This is a genomic window from Rhizobacter koreensis (genome assembly GCF_013366375.1).
In the GTDB taxonomy this organism is placed as follows: Bacteria; Pseudomonadota; Gammaproteobacteria; order Burkholderiales; family Burkholderiaceae_C; genus Schlegelella_A; species Schlegelella_A koreensis.
The window spans coordinates 1-17,971 of sequence record NZ_JABWMJ010000002.1 but is presented as its reverse complement, the minus strand read 5'-3'; the positions used below and the strand labels follow the sequence as shown (position 1 = coordinate 17,971).

At 67.1% G+C, this 17,971-nt stretch carries 18 protein-coding genes and 1 pseudogene; 2 read left to right on the top strand and 17 right to left on the bottom strand.

Annotated features, from left to right (window positions below):
• Positions 1-7: 7 nt before the first annotated feature.
• The 13 genes and pseudogenes from HQN59_RS03955 to mobH all read right to left on the bottom strand — a co-directional run bounded on the left by HQN59_RS03955 (position 8) and on the right by mobH (position 11,772).
• Positions 8-943: a type-F conjugative transfer system secretin TraK gene (locus HQN59_RS03955; RefSeq protein WP_176066355.1), complete on the bottom strand. Its 936-nt coding sequence runs from the start codon at positions 941-943 to the stop codon at positions 8-10.
• Positions 930-1,496, bottom strand: coding sequence for a type IV conjugative transfer system protein TraE (gene traE / locus HQN59_RS03950; RefSeq protein WP_176066353.1), 567 nt, complete (start codon positions 1,494-1,496; stop codon positions 930-932). The genes HQN59_RS03955 and traE overlap by 14 nt, the downstream gene beginning before the upstream one ends.
• Positions 1,497-1,587: 91 nt before the next feature.
• A complete protein-coding gene (gene traL / locus HQN59_RS03945; protein WP_054022761.1) occupies positions 1,588-1,887 on the bottom strand; it encodes a type IV conjugative transfer system protein TraL in 300 nt (99 codons plus the stop codon).
• A gap of 31 nt (positions 1,888-1,918) precedes the next feature.
• Positions 1,919-2,335 carry a hypothetical protein gene (locus tag HQN59_RS03940; protein WP_246294691.1) on the bottom strand — a complete coding sequence of 139 codons (417 nt, stop codon included), beginning with the start codon at positions 2,333-2,335 and terminating at the stop codon, positions 1,919-1,921.
• A gap of 145 nt (positions 2,336-2,480) precedes the next feature.
• Positions 2,481-2,699, bottom strand: a pseudogene (locus tag HQN59_RS26990) (OmpA family protein); the annotation flags it as partial.
• A 547-nt stretch (positions 2,700-3,246) separates the two neighbouring features.
• A complete protein-coding gene (locus tag HQN59_RS03930) occupies positions 3,247-3,840 on the bottom strand; it encodes a lytic transglycosylase domain-containing protein (protein WP_246294690.1) in 594 nt (197 codons plus the stop codon).
• 211 nt (positions 3,841-4,051) lie between these two features.
• The gene (locus tag HQN59_RS03925; RefSeq protein ID WP_176066351.1) at positions 4,052-4,567 is read right to left on the bottom strand and encodes a hypothetical protein; all 516 of its coding nucleotides are present in this window, start codon (positions 4,565-4,567) and stop codon (positions 4,052-4,054) included.
• A 183-nt stretch (positions 4,568-4,750) separates the two neighbouring features.
• Positions 4,751-5,827, bottom strand: a complete 1,077-nt coding sequence (locus HQN59_RS03920) for a beta family protein (RefSeq protein WP_176066349.1) — start codon at positions 5,825-5,827, stop codon at positions 4,751-4,753.
• Positions 5,824-7,032: an ImmA/IrrE family metallo-endopeptidase gene (locus HQN59_RS03915; RefSeq protein ID WP_176066347.1), complete on the bottom strand. Its 1,209-nt coding sequence runs from the start codon at positions 7,030-7,032 to the stop codon at positions 5,824-5,826. The genes HQN59_RS03920 and HQN59_RS03915 overlap by 4 nt, the downstream gene beginning before the upstream one ends.
• Position 7,033: 1 nt before the next feature.
• Positions 7,034-7,327 (bottom strand): type II toxin-antitoxin system HigB family toxin, encoded by a 294-nt coding sequence (locus tag HQN59_RS03910; protein ID WP_176066345.1) that lies wholly within the window; start codon positions 7,325-7,327, stop codon positions 7,034-7,036.
• 158 nt (positions 7,328-7,485) lie between these two features.
• Positions 7,486-8,109, bottom strand: a complete 624-nt coding sequence (locus HQN59_RS03905) for an IncC plasmid conjugative DNA transfer DtrJ family protein (RefSeq protein WP_176066343.1) — start codon at positions 8,107-8,109, stop codon at positions 7,486-7,488.
• Positions 8,106-10,055, bottom strand: coding sequence for a conjugative transfer system coupling protein TraD (gene traD, locus HQN59_RS03900; RefSeq protein WP_176066341.1), 1,950 nt, complete (start codon positions 10,053-10,055; stop codon positions 8,106-8,108). The genes HQN59_RS03905 and traD overlap by 4 nt, the downstream gene beginning before the upstream one ends.
• A gap of 1 nt (position 10,056) precedes the next feature.
• Positions 10,057-11,772 (bottom strand): MobH family relaxase, encoded by a 1,716-nt coding sequence (gene mobH / locus HQN59_RS03895; RefSeq protein WP_176067402.1) that lies wholly within the window; start codon positions 11,770-11,772, stop codon positions 10,057-10,059.
• Positions 11,773-12,032: 260 nt separating this feature from the next.
• Here mobH and HQN59_RS03890 point away from each other — a divergent pair, with 260 nt between their 5' ends.
• Both HQN59_RS03890 and HQN59_RS03885 read left to right on the top strand, forming a co-directional pair.
• Positions 12,033-12,731: a helix-turn-helix domain-containing protein gene (locus tag HQN59_RS03890; protein WP_425342684.1), complete on the top strand. Its 699-nt coding sequence runs from the start codon at positions 12,033-12,035 to the stop codon at positions 12,729-12,731.
• 175 nt (positions 12,732-12,906) lie between these two features.
• Positions 12,907-14,181 (top strand): IS256 family transposase, encoded by a 1,275-nt coding sequence (locus HQN59_RS03885; RefSeq protein WP_176066339.1) that lies wholly within the window; start codon positions 12,907-12,909, stop codon positions 14,179-14,181.
• A gap of 95 nt (positions 14,182-14,276) precedes the next feature.
• Here the strand turns inward: HQN59_RS03885 and HQN59_RS03880 are convergent, their stop codons facing one another.
• The 4 genes from HQN59_RS03880 to HQN59_RS03865 form a co-directional block, all read right to left on the bottom strand.
• Positions 14,277-14,936, bottom strand: coding sequence for a FlhC family transcriptional regulator (locus HQN59_RS03880; RefSeq protein ID WP_176066337.1), 660 nt, complete (start codon positions 14,934-14,936; stop codon positions 14,277-14,279).
• 24 nt (positions 14,937-14,960) lie between these two features.
• Positions 14,961-15,266 (bottom strand): hypothetical protein, encoded by a 306-nt coding sequence (locus HQN59_RS03875; RefSeq protein WP_176066335.1) that lies wholly within the window; start codon positions 15,264-15,266, stop codon positions 14,961-14,963.
• 352 nt (positions 15,267-15,618) lie between these two features.
• Positions 15,619-16,683, bottom strand: a complete 1,065-nt coding sequence (locus tag HQN59_RS03870) for a DUF932 domain-containing protein (protein WP_176066333.1) — start codon at positions 16,681-16,683, stop codon at positions 15,619-15,621.
• A gap of 414 nt (positions 16,684-17,097) precedes the next feature.
• Positions 17,098-17,971: DUF7146 domain-containing protein (locus HQN59_RS03865; RefSeq protein WP_176066331.1), on the bottom strand; the 874-nt coding region annotated here is incomplete at its 5' end.

Sequence of the window (17,971 nt, the reverse complement as noted above, 5' to 3'; positions counted from 1 at the left end):
GACACCATCACTGGCCTCCGCGGCGGATGACGAAGACGTTGGTGGTCTCGCCCGGGCGCAGGTTGTGGTGCTCGACAGCCACGGCCAGCACCTGCCCGCCCGCGGGGCTGTCGGGTCGGTCGAACTCCTGCTCCGCCAGCACCATCACGGCCTGGCTCACGTTCTGAAGCAGGTACTTCTCACCCACCAGACCCCGGCCCTCGTAGCGCCGCATCAGCGAGAACCTGGCTTCCGCCCAGAGCTGGATCGGCTGGTTGAGCTCGTCCACACGGATGTCGGGCGGCACGCGGTCGGACGCCATCGCCAGGAGCAGCGTCTTCAGCCCCCGGATGTGGTTCGGAGCGGTGCCCAGCGGTGTCTGCGAGCCCGCCGCGCTGGGCGGTGACTGCATCGCCTGCAGCGCCCGTTGGCCGGGGTCGCGGATGACGATGGTGTCGGCCGGGGTGTCTGCCTTGCGCAGCACCAGCGTGTAGGTGGCGTGCGCCGACGAGATGAACAGGTTGACCGGCTTGGGCGAGTCGCCGACCGGACGGATGTAGATCTCGCCCTTGTCGCGGTCGCACTCCAGGACGATTTCTCCTGCCGGATTCACGGCCGGCAATGCGGCAGCGGGTGGGGCACCGTTGCTGCCGCTGGAAGACGGCGCAGCACCACCGCAATTGCTGGAATGGATGTTGCCGAACACGTCCGTGATCGCGGCGCCGTCGATGCGGATGCGCGTGGGCTCCTTGATCGACAGCACGGCCTCGACGGCCACGCCGTCGCGGGCATCCAGCACCTGCAGCGCGGTTGCCGGCGCTGCGGCTGCGAGCAGGCCTGTCAGGGCGGCCCATGCGGCGACCGAGCGGAACCAGCGGGGTGTCAGGCAACCGCGCGCCGTGAACACCACTGCTGCCGGGGCAGCCTGGCGACGGCACTGCGGCCGGGAGTCACGGCGCGGCATGGGTCACCTCCTTGAAGGTCTTCAGGTGCATCCGGCCGCCGCTGTACGCGAAGCCCACCTCGTAGGCCTTGGCGTCGTTGGCCGTTTCCAGGCCGTTGACCAGCGTGCGCAGCCGGCCGCGGACGACGACGGTCTGTGTGTCCTCGCTGGGCACCAGCTGCTGCGGCATGAAGAAGGTGCTGGCGTTGATGCGCTTCAGCCGCGCCGCCTCCAGCTCCTGCCGGGTCTTGAGCTCGCCATGCTGGTCAGGCTCGACATAGCCGAGCAGGATGTCCTTCTTCCAGTCGATGGAGGCCGGCGTCACGTCCAGCACCAGCCAGGCGATGAAGGCGCCCATCTGCTCGAGGTACTCGCCGCTGGCCTTGTCGCGCGAGACCCAGAAGGACTTGTTGATCGACGGCGGCACGACGACCGTGCGCACCGCGCCCAGCAGGTTGAGGATCACCACCAGGGCCAGCACATGCGCGCCGGCCAGCAGGCCCACGGTGAGCGCCATGCCGCGGTTGCGGCGGCGCATCTCCTTGATGTCCCCGTTCAGGCGTTCGAAGTCCATGTCAGTCCCGCCCGGCCGTCCGAAGGGACTGAGCAGCCCCTCGGGGGCCGCGAACGAAGTGAGCTTGGGGCTTCATCTCTTGGCCTTGGGGTCAACCGACCATGCGCCGGATGTGCGACGGCGGCGTGGCGCGCATCGCCGTCAGCGGGCTGGTGGGCAGGTGCCAGTACAGCCAGTGCACCGCGAAGGCCGGGTGCTTGTCGGCCTTGATGCGGGCGATGGCGCGCGAGGTGAGGGCGCCGGCAGCCAGGCACAGCGCGAAGGAGAACTTCGAGCCGGACATGTAGCCCATGAACAGCCCGAAGAGCAGGGGCGCGGCGACGTCGACGTCCCAGAAGCCGATCTTCCACTGGTCGTCCAGGCGGCGCGGGATGTAGGTGTCGGCGTGCATGCGGGCCTCCTGCTCGTCGGCTGCGCGCGCGTCAGATCACCGCACCCATGATCGCGCCCGCGATCACGAGGCCGACCGCGGCAAAGATGGCCAGCCCGACATAGAACAGCACCGGGCCGAAGTTGCGCAGTGCGGCCAGCGAGATGAGCGCGACCACGAAGCCGACGAAGCCGACCAGGGCCTTGATGCCCGGCCCCAGGCTGGCGATCTGCGTCAGCGCCGAGGTGAGCGGGCCGGTGATGCCGGTGAAGGCGACCAGGTCGAGGGCGTAGCCGGGAAAGGCGACGCACAGGCCGAGCGCCATCAGCACGAAGAGCGAGACGGGCGACAGCAGGCGCTTCGAGCGGCGGCTGCCGGCGAAGTGGGCCGTACCGGGGCCGTCGGCGCCGTCGGTTGCGAGGGAGCCCGTGGCACGGGCGGGATGCACAGATGCGAGAGCGGTGTTCATGGGAGTCCTCCGAGGGTTCAGGGCTGGGAGACGAAGGTGGATGGCGGTCGGGTCGGGTGCGGGTGATCAGCGGGTCGGTGGCAGGGTTCAGGCCAGTGCGGGTAGGGCCGGGTGTGCAGATGAGGGTCGGGCGACTGCAGGCGCACTACAGGTCGGAGGGAACACGCCAGAAGGCGATCTCGACCCGCCGGTTGCGCGCACGGCCTTCCGGGGTGTCGTTCTCCGTGGCGTAGCAGCAGACGCCGCGTCCATCGACGTTGAGCTCTGCGTCAGCCAGATGCGGGTGGCGCGCCCGCAGGTACTGCGCGACCGCAGCAGCGCGCTGGCGGGCCAGCCGGTCGTTGGCAGCCGCAGGTCCGACGTTGTCGGTGCGGCCCGGATGTCGATGCGCCGGATGCCGTCGCCCGTGGCCGCGGCATCGATCAAGGCACGGGAAGCGGCCGTGAGCACCGCGCTCCCGAACGGAAAGCCCACGGCGATCTCGGACACCAGCGGTTCGCCCGCGTCCTCGGGCCCGATCGCGGTTCGATGCGCAGTTGGCAGCGTTGCCTGGGGTCCGGCGATTACCAAGGTCTCACCGGGGCTCAGCGACTGTGCGATGACCGCATCCGAGCCCGGGGTTGAATCGGCTCGCGCTTCAGCCGTTGCTGCGCGCGCTGGATCGACGGCCAGCGTCTTCGGCGTGACGACGGGGCAGGCGGGCGGTGCGCACGTGGCGAACCAAGCCTGACGGCCGTGGTCCAGCTGGGCGATCGACAGGCCAGCTGCGGCGCGCGCCGAAGTGGTGGGCGGTTGAGCGGCCTCTGGCCGCGAAGGGAGGGCGCCAGTTCGGGGTGCGCTGCACGACGACGCGGCGCCAACGGCCGTCACCGCGAGCACAGGCACGGCCAAGAGCCGAAGCGCACGTCGCGTCATGGCGCCACCCTCGCAGCCAGGAGGATGGGCGCCGATCGCGCCGCCTGCATAGGCGGCTGCGACGTCGCCGCAACGGGGCGTGTGGCCGCGCCGCTGGCGGAAGGCATCCGGCGGTAGACCTTCCAGGCGTAGCTGGCACGCGCCGCCGTGCAGGCCTCGCCCTTGAGCTGGCTGCAGGCGGCGTTGTAGGCGCCGACGGCGTTCCACGAGGCACCGTGCCGCGCGAATGCGTCGGCCAGCAGCCACGCGCCGACGTGGATGTTCGTGCACGGGTCGTAGAGCTGCGCCTCGCTGATGCCATGCCGCGCCAGCGTCGGAAGGTGGGAGCTGTTGATCTGCATAAGCCCGATGTCGTAGGAGCCCGTGCGCTGCAGATGCGATCGGTTCACGGCGCGCGGGTCGAGGTCGGACTCGACACGCGCCACCGCGACCAGCAGGTGGGGCGACAGCCCGTAGCGCTGCGCCGCCTGCTCCCAGCAGGCCTGGGCCTGCAACGGCGCCCAGCCGGTGGCGAGCGCTGCCAGCAGCCAGGGTCCTGGCATCGGCCGGATCGGCGACCGTCGCGCGGGGAACAACAGCGGCACCTGCATGGATCGACCCGTGACGTCTTGGTGGACAGGGCGACGCCGTTCCAGTCGGCCAGGCCTGGTCGACTGCTGGGCGTCGAGCGACGGGTGAGGACCGGCGAAGCGGTCAGGGTAGGAAGCGGGTGTGGAGCGGGTATTGAACGGGTTTACGGGGAGGTGACCTGCGGCGCGTCTGGGACGAAACCCCAGCACCACCGCGTCGTCACCTCTCGCCTCATCCGGTGCGGGACGGGCGCCCGCGCGCGGCTCGGTCGGCCATGTTCAGCCGGGCCTGGCGCAGCACCAGCGTGTCGGCGCCCTCGTGCTGGCAGCACAGGGCCACGCAGGCCGTGGTCAGCTGGTCGAGCTGGAACTTGGGGTTGGGGTGGCGGTTGGCCGGCGAGCGCTGCACGGCCAGCAGCAGCTCGTACTGCGGGCGCCACATCGACTCGCGACGCCTGGGCGTCAGCGGCGGGCGCAGCACCAACTGCGTGCCCAGGAAATCGAAGATCCGCGCTGGCGCGTCATCGTGCAGGAAGACCAGCGACACGCAGGCGCTGATGAGGTCCGGGAAGCGGAAGGTCGGAGAGACGTTGCCCTCGCTGCGCAGCACCGTGAACAGCCAGTCGTGCTCCTCGAGCCAGAGCCGGGTCTCGATGGTCTCCGGGTGTTCGCCGTCGTGGGCGCCGGAGCCGGTCTGGCCAGCCTGGGGGGCGGCGTCGCAGCGGGCAGCGGGCAATGCAGAGTACATGGCGCGGTCCTCGTTCGGTGGCTTCAGGATCTGAAGGCCGTGCTCTGTCGAGCGCGTGACCGAAAGGGTAGGAGCCGGCTGCCGCCGCGGCGCCGCGGAATGGCGCGTTTGCGAGGGGGGTTTCGACGCCGAGCTGAGTGCGACCTATGTGCCGACGTGTAGCCAACTCCCGTCGTGGCTTACCTAGCCGACCACTGCCAGCTGTGGCTCGATGACCTTGCTCAGATGGTTGACGGTATGCGTGATGTGGGTGTTTTGGTCGATCGTCACCCAGGTCTCCAAGGCACCGTAAGTCTTGCGACCGGCCGCGGCCGTAGTGATGTACTCCCCACCCCAGCAGTCGGCACCGCGAAACTCTGACTTACCTTGGAGAACCTGAGACAGGCGGTGGTGCTGAGACGTGTTGTCGGCCCAGCGAGAACCCTTCACGATGAGCCACTCGCGATCAGTCGAGTACCGAATTTTCGCGGATGGTTTGATGACGCGAGGGTCCAGATCGATGTAGTCAGGGTGGACGACGCCATAGTCAGAGTAGTCGACGCTAGGCGCGACCTTGGCAATCGCCTGCCAGACCAAGTAGTCGGTCCGGGGGACGCGGTTGAAGCTGTCCTTCTTGTAGTTCCCCATGTTGGGGACCATGGCCGAGGCGGCGAAAACCACTCGAGCGGCGCCGACCTTCGAGAGTTCGAGGTAGGCCTTCAGGAACTGCGCTCGAACAACATCCGGGCTTTGACCAGCAACAGATCGGAAGTCGCAGAAGATGTGGATCGGGATTGCCGCGGCGCTCAGCTCGCCTACAAGCTGCTTCACTCTCGCAGCAAGTACGCTCGTGAGCTGGATATCTTCTGCTTCGAGTCGAATCGCAAGGGCTTCTGCGCCGTTGGCGACCACGGCACGTATGGACAGCTTGTACTGGACATCGCGTTCGAGGCCGATCACCGGAATGGCACGAACCTGCTCGGCAGCAAGTCGGTTGTGCACGATCGTCACGGGATGCTTTCCCTCAAGCCCACGGGCCAGCGGATTGATGTCAAAGAGGTCCACGTAGCAGATCCCCTGCTGCTTCCAGCCTGACGCAACCGTGAGTGCCTGCTTGATCAGGTGAGCCTCAACCTCGCTGCCGTTCTGGGTTCCTGGCTTCAGAGCCAGGATGTCGAAGAACGGGATGATCCTCGCCTTGACAGGTGCCGCAAGATGTTGGAGCGACTTTGCCTCACCTCGTTTGCTCTTGAGGATCGGCGAATAGATCACGCGCTTCATTCTTCATCTCCCTGGGTGGATACCTGGAAAAGCTTGCCGATGCCGCTGACTCCGGACAGTTCCTTCAGGATCCTGTAGTTGGAGGTTTCGCGCTGAATGCGGCCGGCAACAATGGCTGGATGAATCATCAACGTATCAGCTAACTGAATGACAGCTTCGTGCTTCCGAGTTCGGTAGGCATCACTGCTCTTCCAGATCTGTCGCGGAATGAAGGCTTCTGCAGCATAGATGTTGGCCTCCAGTTCTTTCTCCTCGTCGTTGGACATTTCGTCCTGATCGACAAAGGTGGCGTGTTGCCTACCTAGATGGCGTTGGACATGAATGAGTTCATGCATAAGCGTGAACCAAAAGTAATCTACGCGATCGTACCGAAGCGTGAGGCCAATCACGGGCGCACCATCGTCCAGTATCGCGGCACCGTCAAGTCTCGTTTTGGGCAAGTGCGGTTCAACAACCAGCGTAACGCCTTTCATCGCGAGAAACTCGCGAGCCAACAATGGCCCATCGGGCGAGCGGCTGAGCTTGGCGATTTGCCGCAAGAATTCATCGGTGATAGAGCCTTGAACATACCGTACGTCAACCTTGCGTAGGTCCCGAGCGCGTACCAGCACCCTTGCCACCCAGGCATAAATCGCGTAGCGGCTCTCTTCGTTCTGAACGCCGGTCAGCGTCTTGCGTAAGAGAACCGGTGCGTGATGCGCTGAGGTTCGAGCAAAGAACGAACGGATCAAATCTTCCCCAGTCTTGCCCTGTGCAAGATCGGAGTCCAGCCAGCCACGCTTCTTCATCTCGCGGACGGGAAACTTGCTCCAATCCAAATCTTCAGGATCAACATCCCGATCGCGAGGATGGGCGATCAGCAACTCGGCAGGAATCTTCAGATGTTCATGGATGGCACGAATCATCTCAATAGTCAGACCGCGCTTTCTCGCGAGGATCTCTGATGCTCGACTCCGACTTCCTACTATCGTTGCAAAGTCCTTTTGCTTCAAGCCAAGCTCGGCCAACCTGTACAGAATTGCATCAATCGGGTCGGGTGTTTCGAGCTTGAAGCGTTCCTCCTCATACTTCTCAAGAAGCACGGAAATAATGGCGAGGCGTTCGGCTTCTTCGCTGTCGGGCGAAGGGTCCGAGATCGCAAGCTCCTTGGCCTGCTCAAGTAGAGCGGCATACTGCAAGTCGTCTCTAATGACGCGGAGCTTCATGCTATTTTTCTTGGGCGGAGATTGGGACGGACTTACGACCCTGCGATGCGGCAAGTACGATCAAGAGTCCGGAGTTGAAGGCGATCTGGGCAGTCAATACTGAATCGACCCCTACTAGGTAAAACGAGGCCAGAGTCGGCGTCACGAAAGTCGTGGCAGGAAAACACTCGATGACATCGGCCTTTGACTGCCAAGTCGATCGGTTGGTGATTGCGAGCCACATCGAAACAGCTGTCCGGGCCGCCGGGTACTGCTGCGTGTGCGTGAGGAGGAGCTCTCGGCCCAACAGGATCATGCGAGCAAGTCTAGCACAGTTCCCAAAATGGGAACAATGTTCCCGTGCTGGGATGGATGCCGCTCCACTGCTGGCGGGCCCTCGCCGCATGCTCGGGCGTGACCTGCGAAGGCCGGTCCTGCGCATTTCTGGTGCCCGGCAGCCAACGGAGCGCCGCTCTACGCTCGCCTGTGAAAGCTTGAGAGCGCAGCGGCGCCAAGGAGAGCGATTGCCACGATCACCGTTGGCAGCGTCAATGGAGGCACCGTAGTCGGCAAGACGAAGGTGACGGCGGCGGTGCAGGCCAGAACGATCGCTGCGGAGACCGCAAGGGCAAAGACCTCGGGATCGTGGTGCAGAAACTCCTTCGACTTGATCACTCGGCTGATGGCACCGTCCGCCGTTGCTGCAACAAGGAACGCCGCCATCCAAGGCAGCCACTCCAGCATCGCCGACAGCCTGAAGGCGGCCAGCAGCACGAGCGCGTCGATCGCGCGGAAGTAGCTGTTTCCGAACAGCCGCCGGTTGACGGAAGCCATCTCCCGCGCCACGGCACCGTCCACGCCGCTGGCCGCCGATGCGCTGGCGATTGGGGGCACAGGCGTGGCCTCCCGTGCCGCACCCTGAAGGCCCAGTGCTCGGTCGAGGATCCGTAGCGCCGGCGCCTCGCCCCAAAGCTCTTCCATAGCCTGGTGCTCGCTTCGAATCTGCGCCAGGAACCGCTCTGGCGGATGCGCCGATGGCAGGTAGAGCACCAGCACCAGCAGGCTCAGCAGGGCGGCGATGCTGACGATACGGATCACGACGGCTGCCCCGTCATCGCACCTGGAGTCCGGATCGCCTTCGGTGGCGCCGAACCTGTTGCTTTGGGCTCATCCGCATCCGGGTCAAGGATCGGAAACCGACCCTTGATGATCCGCCCGCCCGACACCGAGGCGAAGTACTGCAGGTTCGGCAGCTTTCCCAGCACGTCGGCCGGCACCATCTCCTCGAAGCTCTCGGTGAGCTGCGTCGAGTAGCTCGACGAGAAGTCGCCCAGGTGTGCGTCGGCGCCGCTGCTCAGGCCCACGCGCACCGAGTGGATCGCGGTCTTGCCGAAGGTCTCGACCACGAAGTCCTGCGTCGGCCGGTCCTTGGATCGCAGCGCGATCAGGTTGTTCAGGTTGCCCAGCGCCATGCGCGCCGCGTCTTCACTGCCCAGCCGCTTGGCCAGGTCGGCCAGCGTCTGCATCGCGCAGGTGGTGAAGATGCCACCCTCGGCACCCTTGTTCAGGATCTCGATCAGCGGCTGGTTGATGACGTTCGACACCTCGTCCACGAACAGCGAGATGCGCCGGTAGCCGCCCAGGTTGTAGCGCATGCCCGCACGGGCGGCCAGGTCGGCCAGGGCCAGTGCGCCGATGGCGGTAGCCACCGACGGGTCGGGCAGGGAATCGAGGCACATGTACAACACATGGCCCGCGCGCTCTATCTTCTCGAAGTTCATGATCGGCCTCGCATCACCGGCGTCGAAGGGGTCGGGCGACAGGCTGCGGCCCAGGTCGCCCGAGGTCAGCATCGAGAGCACCGGCAGCAGGTTGGCGGTGATCTTCTGGTAGTGCTCGCGGTTGTGGCGGAAGGTGCGCACCTGGGCGTCAAGCACCTTGTTGCGCTGCGACTGCGGGACGTGGTGCTCGTAGAAGGCGACCAGGGCCAGCAGGTCCGCACTGGCCGCCTCCGACGGGCGCTTCATGTTGCCGCGGTGCGCGTCGTGCAGCAGCTTCTTCATTTCCGGCTGGTCGCGCCAGCCGGTGCCGAGAAGCCGCTCGTAGAAGCGGCGCAGTGTCGCTTCCAGCACGGGCTCGATGCCGCCCTCGATGTACTTGGTGAGCTTGACCAGGTTCGGCCGCTCCTCCAGTTCGACCAAGCCCTGCACGACCACGTTCACGGCGTCCCAGCCGAAGGCGGAGAAGGCGCCGGCCGTGTCCGGCGGCATGATCGACTGGATCCGCGAGGCGATCTCGGTGGGCTTCTGCCAGTTGAAGGTGAAGTCCAGGCGCACGCCGGCTTCAGGGAATGCGGGGTGGAACTCGAGGAAGGTGTCGGGCTCGCGCCAGTCCTCGCAGGCACGCTGGGTGACACGCTTCAGGCGGCGGCTGTTCTTGGGATCGATGACGATCACCACGTCGCCGCGGCGGACGGCCTGCGTCACCAGGTTGGCCAGCGCCACGCCCTTGCCCGACTGGGTGGTGCCCACCAGCAAGGTGCCGCCTTCGAAGTTCTGCAGCGGCCGGTGCAGGGGCACCTCGCGCGGTTCGACGCCATGGATGTAGGGCAGACCGATCTCGGCATCGGGTTGCGGTCGTGCGTCGTAGCCCAGCACCTGCAGCAGGCGGGGCGACACGGTGAACTCCCGGTAGTCGACCTTGGCCAGTTCGTAGAGGCGCTGCGAGTGGACGGGCCGCCACTCGAAGCCGAAGCCCAGGAATACCGCGTCAGGCTTCTCGGTCCAGCGGGCGACGGCCCGTGTGCTCAGCACCTGGATGCCTCGGCCGGATAGCGAGGCGCGCAGCACCAGGGTGTGAACGCCCTGCGCCAGCCGCAGGACGCCCATCGCCAGGCAGAAAGCGGCGAGCGGGAGTGCGAGCTGTCGCGGGAGGAGGCCCAGTCCGCCGGTGACTGCGAAGAACAGCAGGGCGGATGCCCAGACGGCGGCGGCGTACACCTCGTAGGCGCGCCGCCAGGGCATCTCGTAGCGGCGCATCAGCATGTCAGGGCTCCTCGTGCGCGGCCGGCTCGAAGGCGGCAGGGTCGAAACCATCGATGCAGGCTGGGGCAACGACCAGCCCGATGGTCGGCTCGCCGCGGAAGTCGGCCGTGACGGTGGCCGGGCCATCCCGTCCGGCATGTACCAGCAGGCCGACATCGGCCAGGGCCCGACCCGCCAGCGCGGGCTGCACGCCATGCCGCTCCAGTTCAGCCAGCGGCACGAACAGGCCGGCCGCGACAGGTGCGGCGGCCGCAGCGCTGCCGGGCCCATTGAGGGTGCCGACGATGGCCGCGAGGGCATCGCGCACGGCAGGGTTCAGGCGCATGGGTGCGTTCAGCTTGAAGGTCGGCGCCGCGGCCGGCGGCGGGGAGGGCGGAGGGGGCGGCGACGGGACAGCCAGGTCGGCAACGACAGCAGGGGGCGGTGCCGGGGTCTGTGACACCGGCGGCGGGGATGCGCGAGCTGCCGGTGATGTGGCCACCTCGGTGGCGTCGAGCAAAGAGAACTGGGTGCCGGGCGGCGGTGCCGGGGCTGGCGCCGGTGCAGTCGTTGGCGCCTTCTGTGTGGTCCGCGTGGCGCCAGGTGGGCAGACCAACGAGATGGTCAATGGCTCGGCCGGCGGCGTGACACCGTTCAGCAGGATCGCCGGCGATGCCAGCTTCACAGCCTCCGCGGCGGTCTTCAACTCAGGCGGCAGGACGAACCAAGTCGAGGCACCGTCCGGCTGCTGCACGAAGACCCCGGCCTCCAGAAGCAGATCGAGCATCGTCTCAGGCGCCTTCGGGATGCCGGCCAGCTGATCGGCTTCGAGGAGTGCCTGGACATCGTGGGCCGCCTGCGGCCACAGCAGGAACAGCCCATCGGACCCCAGCCAGGCGCGCGACTTCTCCCGATTCGGGAACCAGCTGGGACTGCCGGATGCCAGGCGACGCATGGCGTCGACCAGGTACCGCTCAAGGTGCGAGCCGAACTGAGGCACACCGTAGCGATCGGCGTTGGCCTGCAGGTTCCGGTCGACCACCAGCGCGAGCGATCGACGCACCAGAGCGTCGAGGACGTTGTGGTCACGGTATACCGGCTGCCCGCTGATGCTGGACAGGAGGTGCGGGACGATGATGCTGTTGTCCTGCGCCAGGTACTGGAGCGTGGCTCCCGGGATGACCAGGGGCAGTGCGAACACGCCCAGGCCGCGCGACTCGGTGGCGTTCGGCCGCCAGCGAACGAAGTAGCGAGTAGCACTGCGCGATGCCAGCCAGTCGCCCAGGGGGACGAGGAACTGCGGCCACTCGCCACCCGCCTCGTCGGTCACGATCTGGTGGCTGAGCACCCGGTGCAGTTCGCAGCACAGGCCACCGATGAAGGTGGCCAGGCGCCAGCGCGGTTCAAGCTGGCGGCGCGCCGAGATCGTCGATCGTCCGGAGAAGATGTGCGCGTCGGTGCCTTGCAGGCTGTAGAACGCGACCTCCAGCCCGAGGTTCAGCAGGCCAGCAGGTGAGCTGAAGTAGTTGTCGGCGGTGGCCGGCAGCAGGTGGACGTAGCCGGCATAGCGCTGAAGCAGCGGCTGCACCTCGGCGTCGAAGGTGTCGCGGGACAGGCCGAAGCACAGGCGGATGCGGCTGACGAGGCCGTCGGCCGATGCCAGCACGTCAGGGACGGGCAGGGCGGCGAAGCCCGGGTCGGACGCTGGAAAGGCTCCGTGGGAAGCTGACGAAAGCATGGCGATTGCAGGCGTGCACCCGCGGCCATGTTGATGGACACGGTTGAACGCCGTCACCTGAAAGGATCACTCTCGGGCACGGCTTTCGACACCAGGCGTCGGCGGCAGGCCTGATCCGACATCGCTGGCGGTCGACATCGGGCGTGCGTCGTCCGCGTTCATACACCGCCATGGCGGGCTGCTGTCGGGCTGCTGTCGTGGTCAGCGCCGTCGGTGCTTTCGATACTGCATGCCATCGATGTCCTACCATGGAGAACCTTGTGATTGACACCGCCGAAAGAGTGACGACCGCTCGCCTGCTGACCCCGGCCGAACTCGGCCTGTGCGTGCGGCTCTTCCGAGAGATGCGCCAGTGGTCTCAGGAGCAGTTGGCTGAAATCTCCGGGCTCAACGTCCGCACGATCCAGCGGGTCGAACAGGGCCTGGCGGCCAGCCTGGACACGCGAAGGGCTCTGGCCGGTGCGTTCGAGTTCGAGGATCTGGATGTACTGAACAAGCCTTTCGCGATCCCGACGGAAGAGGAGCTCAAGGCACAGAAGGCAAAGTTCGATCGCGAACACGTCACCTTGACTGCACTCCCGCTGACGACGGGGAAGCAGTTGGCCAAGCTCACCGAAGCTCACATGATGGATCTGTCGGAGCCTGGGTGCGAGCTCGAGCGGGAGGCGGACGAGGCGTTCGCCGGATTGGTGGACTACTTCAGAGAGTACCGTGACTGCGCGGACCTCTACACCGAGTCGACCAAGTTCGAGGTGTACGACGAACTGCAGTCCCGCATCGATGGCCTGAAGGCGCTCGGCGTGTCATTGCGCTATGCCGAACGCAAGATGCAGGTGAAGTGGGGAACCGACCCCGATGCCAAGCCGATGCCGGTAAGCGTTCTGTACGTTGTCGCTTTCCCGCTGGGCAAGGAGCCGGACCAGTTTGCGACACCGAAGTCCGGCGGCATCCGCTTCTGATGCAAGTAGGACGCTGTGCCGTCCACGCCAGATCGGAATTGCTTCCTCTGTATCTCGCATCGCCATCCGAGGCGATGTCCCGAAGTCTGTTGAACGCGTGAGCTGAAGGTGGCGGTTCCTTTCGCCTGGATGCGAGCATCCAGGTGCCTAGCAAGCAAAGAAAGGAACCACCGAGATGAAGTCTCGCACGAAGCCCGCGTTGCGGGCATTGCCGGCTGCCGAAGTGCAGATCTCGTTGCCCGTGCAGGGCGTGCTGCGCGATGTGCGCCACGCCTTCCTGGGCTTGTGCATCGACGCGGGCCAGAAGGTGTTGGCCGCGTTGATGGAGTCCGACCGGATCGCGCTGTGCGGCCCCAAGGGGGTGCCCGATACACAGCGTCGAGCGGTGCGCGGCGGCAGCACCGCAGCGCAAGTTGTGCTGGGCGGGCAGCGCATCGCGGTGCGTCGGCCGAGGGCGCGCTCGATAGCCGATGGCGAACTGGCCCTGCCCAGCTTCGAGTGGGCCAGCAGCGGTGACCCGCTGGACGCGGCCACGATGGCGGCCATCGCCGCGGGTGTGTCGACCCGCCGCTACGCCAGCACCCAGGAGCCGGTACCGGCGGTGCACCAGCCGCGCGCCGCGTCCAAGAGCGCGGTGTCGCGCCGCTTCGTGCAGCTCAGCCAGGAGCAGCTCGCGCAGTGGCTGGCGCGCCCGATTGATGAACTGGACCTGCCCGTGGTGATGATCGACGGCATCCACTTCCGCGACCGCGTGATCCTGCTGGCCATTGGCATCGACGCCCATGGCAACAAGCACGTGCTGGGGCTGCGTGAAGGCTCCACCGAGGCCGCGCGCGTGGTGACCTCGCTGCTGTCGGACCTCATCGATCGCGGCCTGGACGCCCAGCGTATGCGGCTGTGGGTCATCGATGGTGGCAAGGCGCTGCGCAAGGCCATCGTGCAGACCTTCGGTGCGACGGCGATGATCCAGCGCTGCCAGGAGCACAAGCGCCGCAACGTGCTCGAGCACCTGCCCGAAGACATGCACGCCAGTGTGAAGCGAGTGCTGAAGGACGCCTGGTCGGCATCGGACGCCGACCTTGGCCGGCGCCAGCTTCAACGCCTGGCGACCTCGATGCAGGCCAAGCACCCTGGGGCAGTGGCCAGTCTGCGCGAGGGCCTGGAGGAGACATTGACGGTCCAGGACCTAGGCATCTCAGGCGCGCTCTACCGCACGCTGCGCACGACCAACCCGATCGAGAACCTCAACGGCTCGGTCGCGCGCTACTGCCGCAACGTCAAGCGCTGGGGCGACGGGCAGATGGTGCTGCGCTGGGTGGCCAGCGCGCTCAGCGATGCCGCTCATCGCATGCGCAAGCTGCGCGGCTGCAGCCAGATGCGCAGCCTGCTCAAGGCCCTTGACGCTCGTCGCCCAGAGGCCGGATCCGCAACGCTCCGAAAGGCCGCGTAGCATCACACCATTGGAGCCGTCACCCGCCCACGGTTCAACAGAGAGCGGGACATCGCCCCATCCGACAGGGAAGGTCCTGCTGCGAACCGATTGGCTCACGGCTGGCTTTCGCTCGCCGAGGACGTTCCAGCCTGCCCCGTCGACGAGCCAAAGGAACGCTGCAGCAGGATGAGCATCCCCAACTGCTCCGCACTCGGCGCAGCCAGCGGCTGCACCGGAAACGCCCCCTGCACCCGCGGGTCCGTGCCGTACCGCTGCACCAGCTTGCAGAACGGGCAGTGGTCGTTCGACCGCGCCACGGAGCCGAAGGCCGCCAGGAACTCGCTGTGGCAGGTCGGGCAGGTGACGAGCGAGAAGCTCCTCGTGTCGGTGAGCCACAAACCGTCCGTGTGCGCGGCCAGATCGAAGGCGCGGTCGAAGCTGATGCGGTGCGGGGGCTGGCAGATGCCGAGGTAGTGGCGGTAGGCACCGACGAGAGCCTCACCCGCAGGGAAGTCGGCGTCTCGCAGACGGCGGTACAGGGCCACGACGATCGAGGCCTCGGCGCGGTGGAGCAGGTTGGCGCCGTGGTACCACTCCGGCGAGTCCGGCGAGCGCCCTCGAGGCACGGCCATGCGGTCCGGGAAGAGCAGGCGCAGCGCCTCGCGGGGTGGCAGGCCCGTCAGATGGCCGATGGTGCGCACGCGTGCACCGCAGGCCGCACAGGCTTTGGCCAGTGCCAGGGCGCGCAACTGGCGATCGACCCGCGACTGCATTGCCAATGACCCGGCAACTGAGCGTCAGGCGGCCGAACTGGCCGTCACATGGCGGGGGGCGTGGACCGTGGCCAGCGGTCGAACCAGCGGCAGCGGTGTGTCGAGCAGGCTGACCAGGTCGCGGCGCGGCGGGAAGAGCGTGGCGTCACCCAGGTTGGCCACGATGGCCATCAACTGCTGGACGCTCATCGTGCCGAGCCGCTCTGCCTGCATGGCGTCGAGCGAGAAGCGGCAGCACGCGGCCGTGCGGTCGTGGAGGATGCCGTCGCGGATGGTGAGCAGCAGGGTCAGGTTGGCGATCTGCACATCGGAGAGCTGGACCTGGTTCATGGTGCGTCCTCGCGTGGGGACCACGAGCCCGTGCAGGGCAGGGTGGAGGGGTTGGTCGGTGGATGCGGGTCGTGTTGCAGTGGCCGAAGGAAGGGTTCCGGCGCTGTGCGGCCAGCATAGGGTGGGCGACAGGTCGACTTCAATGGGCGGCGCGGGCCTGTGCATCTGCTTACCGAATTGCCACTCGCAAGCCCTGGCGAATTCCGGCGAATGCGTGAGCGCGACCGCATGACTCGATGTGCGGCGTGAACGACGCCCTTGTCGGGGCGCCGTGCAACGTCGGCGCCGGCACGGTCGGCGAACGGGGTTGCCCCCGCTCGCCGTCGTGCCGGACTGCCTGCTCAGGCCGTGCTCAGATCGCTTCGGCCAGGCCCTTCCACTCGGCGGTGCCGAGCTCGATCAGCTTGCCGCCCAGCGCCTCGAACTCCGTGGCGCGGTCGTAGTCGTCGATCTCCTGGCTGTAGTGCGTCACCGCATTGACCAGCCCGTAGCCCGAGAGCTCGCCCTCGGTGATCAGATGCCGCAACACGCCCGAGCGCTCGAAATCGTTGAGCGTGTAGCGCTGGGCCAGAACCTCGACCGTCCTCACCGGGTCGCCGACGAGGGGGATCTTCAGCGTCTTCTGCAGCTTCTGCGCCGTCTGCCGGAAGCTCGCTTCCGACACCGCCGCCTGCACCACGTCGCGCACCTTCAGGAAGAAGGCCTTGTCGTCGGCACGCAGGGTGTCGTCCTGGTAGACCTGCAGGCCCTCGTCCTCGGTGCCGAGCGAACGGCCCACGTGCGTCTTGCGCAGCGACCGGTCGGCCGCGATCAGGCCGTTGCGGCAGACCAGCCGGTACAGCAGCGGCTGCACCGACAGCGTGCCCTGGCCGACCTCGGAGTTCGAGATCACCACGCCGGCCTGCACCACGTCGCCCGGCGCCATCTCGTAGGTCAGGCGCGAGGTGATGCACTTCAGGTACATGCGCGTCTCGGTCAGCTCGACCGACTCGAAGCGCACCTCGGGGAGCTGCTGCAGGATGGGCAGCACGCTCTCGGCGAGGTCGAAGTTGTCGAGCCGGCGGTAGCGGTCCGACAGCACCGCGCGCACCTGGCCGTCCAGGGTGCGCAGCATGCGCCGGTCGTCCTCGCTCTGCAGCCAGGTGTTGACGTTGCGGTCCAGCAGCACCGGTTGCTCCTCGCGCATGCGCTCGAAGTACGCGTGCGGGATCTTCAGCTTGTCGGCCAGCTGGCGGCGCGCCAGCGGCGTGACGCCGTAGCGCACCGGGTTGCCGGCTTCGTTGACGACGATGTGCGTCCGGCCGTCGTCGCCGGTGCTGTGATGCACCAGCTGCGACGGCACGATCAGGTCCTTCTTCGAGTGCAGCTGGCGCTCCAGTTCCTGGGCCAGGCTCACGAGGGTACGTCCGCTCTTCATGACTTTCTCCAATCGGGTTGGGGTGTGTGAGAAGCGGGGACGGCACGGCCCACGTCGGGGCACGGGTCCCCGCGGTGGGTTGACGACAGCAACTCGCCGCATGCAGCGTGTCCTGGATGGATTGGCGATGCATCGGCGAGGCAGGGGCGCGACTTCGGTGACACGGGTGTCGCCATCGATCGCGCGGGATCTCCAGGGCTGCCTTCGTGGCGCCGTTTGGCGTCACCTGGTCTGGCAGCTACCAGTCGGGAAACGACGAGAGGAGCGCGTCGGCCGCATGGCCGACGGCGCCTGACCTTTTCGCCGGCACCGGCAGGTCTTGGCGCAGGGCATGCGCCGACCCGTCCAGTGCCGCTGAAAAAGCGGGTGCGGCCCGCCGTGGCTCGCCGCACCCCAAGCTTCATGACCTCTGCCTCAGCCACCGAGGGCCACCCGGTTGCCCGAGGCCCGGTCGGCCGACGACGATGCGGTCGCCTGCCCCCGGCCCTGGTCGGGGCCGGTGGCACGCTGGCACCACACATCGGCCCAGTCCGTGCCCGCATGGCGCGGCACGAACACCCGCACCTGGCGCGGGCCGGTGGTCTTCTCCTCCCGCTTCAGCCGCCGCGCGAGCGCGTAGGCGAAGCACTGGCCGGCGAAGTCGCCACCGGCGTCGTTGTCCGCGTAGATGCAGACCTCGCGCACGGTGTCCGGCACCCAGAGCTTCTCCAGGTTGCCGGCGCTGATGCCGGCCCACACGGGCTTGCCGGTAGCCAGGTGCACCGCCAGGGCGGTCTCGATGCCTTCGCACAGCGCGAGCTGTGCGCCGGCATCGAACAGACGCACGGCGGCGCCGTGGATGCCCGCGGAGAGCACCTTCTTCGCGTCGGCGGCGTCGAGCTTTCGGCCATCGCGCAGGTAGGTCCGGTGCAGCGTCACGGCCTGACCATCCGGCGCCTGGATCAGCGCCAGCATGGCCGGGTAGGCCGCGATCTGCCGCGACTTGCCGTCCGCACCCTTCTCGAAGTAGCCGAGCGACGGGTGGAACCGCAGCACCGGCGGATGCCGACTCAGGGTCAGCCCGCGCCCGCTCAGGTAGCGGTCGACTTCGTCGCCGGCCACCACCGGCCGCGCCTCGTCCCAGATGCGCTGCACCAGCCGGCGCATGCGCTCCCCCGGTGCCGCAGGGGCAACGGCTTCGCTGACCGCCGCCGGCAGCATGCCCAGGCAGCGTTCCACCTCGCACAGGGCGGCATGGAAGTCCACGCCCCGCACGGCCTGCAGCAGCTTGAAGCCGCCACCCGGGCCG

Excerpts from the sequence above, each read along its gene's own strand:
- traL (WP_054022761.1), bottom strand. The coding sequence starts at position 1,887 with ATGCACGCCGACACCTACATCCCGCGCCGCCTGGACGACCAGTGGAAG.
- traD (WP_176066341.1), bottom strand. The coding sequence starts at position 10,055 with ATGCTGATGCGCCGCTACGAGATGCCCTGGCGGCGCGCCTACGAGGTG.
- HQN59_RS03930 (WP_246294690.1), bottom strand. The coding sequence starts at position 3,840 with ATGCAGGTGCCGCTGTTGTTCCCCGCGCGACGGTCGCCGATCCGGCCG.
- HQN59_RS03940 (WP_246294691.1), bottom strand. The coding sequence starts at position 2,335 with ATGAACACCGCTCTCGCATCTGTGCATCCCGCCCGTGCCACGGGCTCC.
- mobH (WP_176067402.1), bottom strand. The coding sequence starts at position 11,772 with ATGCTTTCGTCAGCTTCCCACGGAGCCTTTCCAGCGTCCGACCCGGGC.
- HQN59_RS03910 (WP_176066345.1), bottom strand. The coding sequence starts at position 7,327 with ATGATCCTGTTGGGCCGAGAGCTCCTCCTCACGCACACGCAGCAGTAC.
- HQN59_RS03880 (WP_176066337.1), bottom strand. The coding sequence starts at position 14,936 with ATGCAGTCGCGGGTCGATCGCCAGTTGCGCGCCCTGGCACTGGCCAAA.
- HQN59_RS03915 (WP_176066347.1), bottom strand. The coding sequence starts at position 7,032 with ATGAAGCTCCGCGTCATTAGAGACGACTTGCAGTATGCCGCTCTACTT.
- HQN59_RS03955 (WP_176066355.1), bottom strand. The coding sequence starts at position 943 with ATGCCGCGCCGTGACTCCCGGCCGCAGTGCCGTCGCCAGGCTGCCCCG.
- HQN59_RS03870 (WP_176066333.1), bottom strand. The coding sequence starts at position 16,683 with ATGAAGAGCGGACGTACCCTCGTGAGCCTGGCCCAGGAACTGGAGCGC.
- HQN59_RS03925 (WP_176066351.1), bottom strand. The coding sequence starts at position 4,567 with ATGTACTCTGCATTGCCCGCTGCCCGCTGCGACGCCGCCCCCCAGGCT.
- HQN59_RS03920 (WP_176066349.1), bottom strand. The coding sequence starts at position 5,827 with ATGAAGCGCGTGATCTATTCGCCGATCCTCAAGAGCAAACGAGGTGAG.
- HQN59_RS03875 (WP_176066335.1), bottom strand. The coding sequence starts at position 15,266 with ATGAACCAGGTCCAGCTCTCCGATGTGCAGATCGCCAACCTGACCCTG.
- traE (WP_176066353.1), bottom strand. The coding sequence starts at position 1,496 with ATGGACTTCGAACGCCTGAACGGGGACATCAAGGAGATGCGCCGCCGC.
- HQN59_RS03885 (WP_176066339.1), top strand. The coding sequence starts at position 12,907 with ATGAAGTCTCGCACGAAGCCCGCGTTGCGGGCATTGCCGGCTGCCGAA.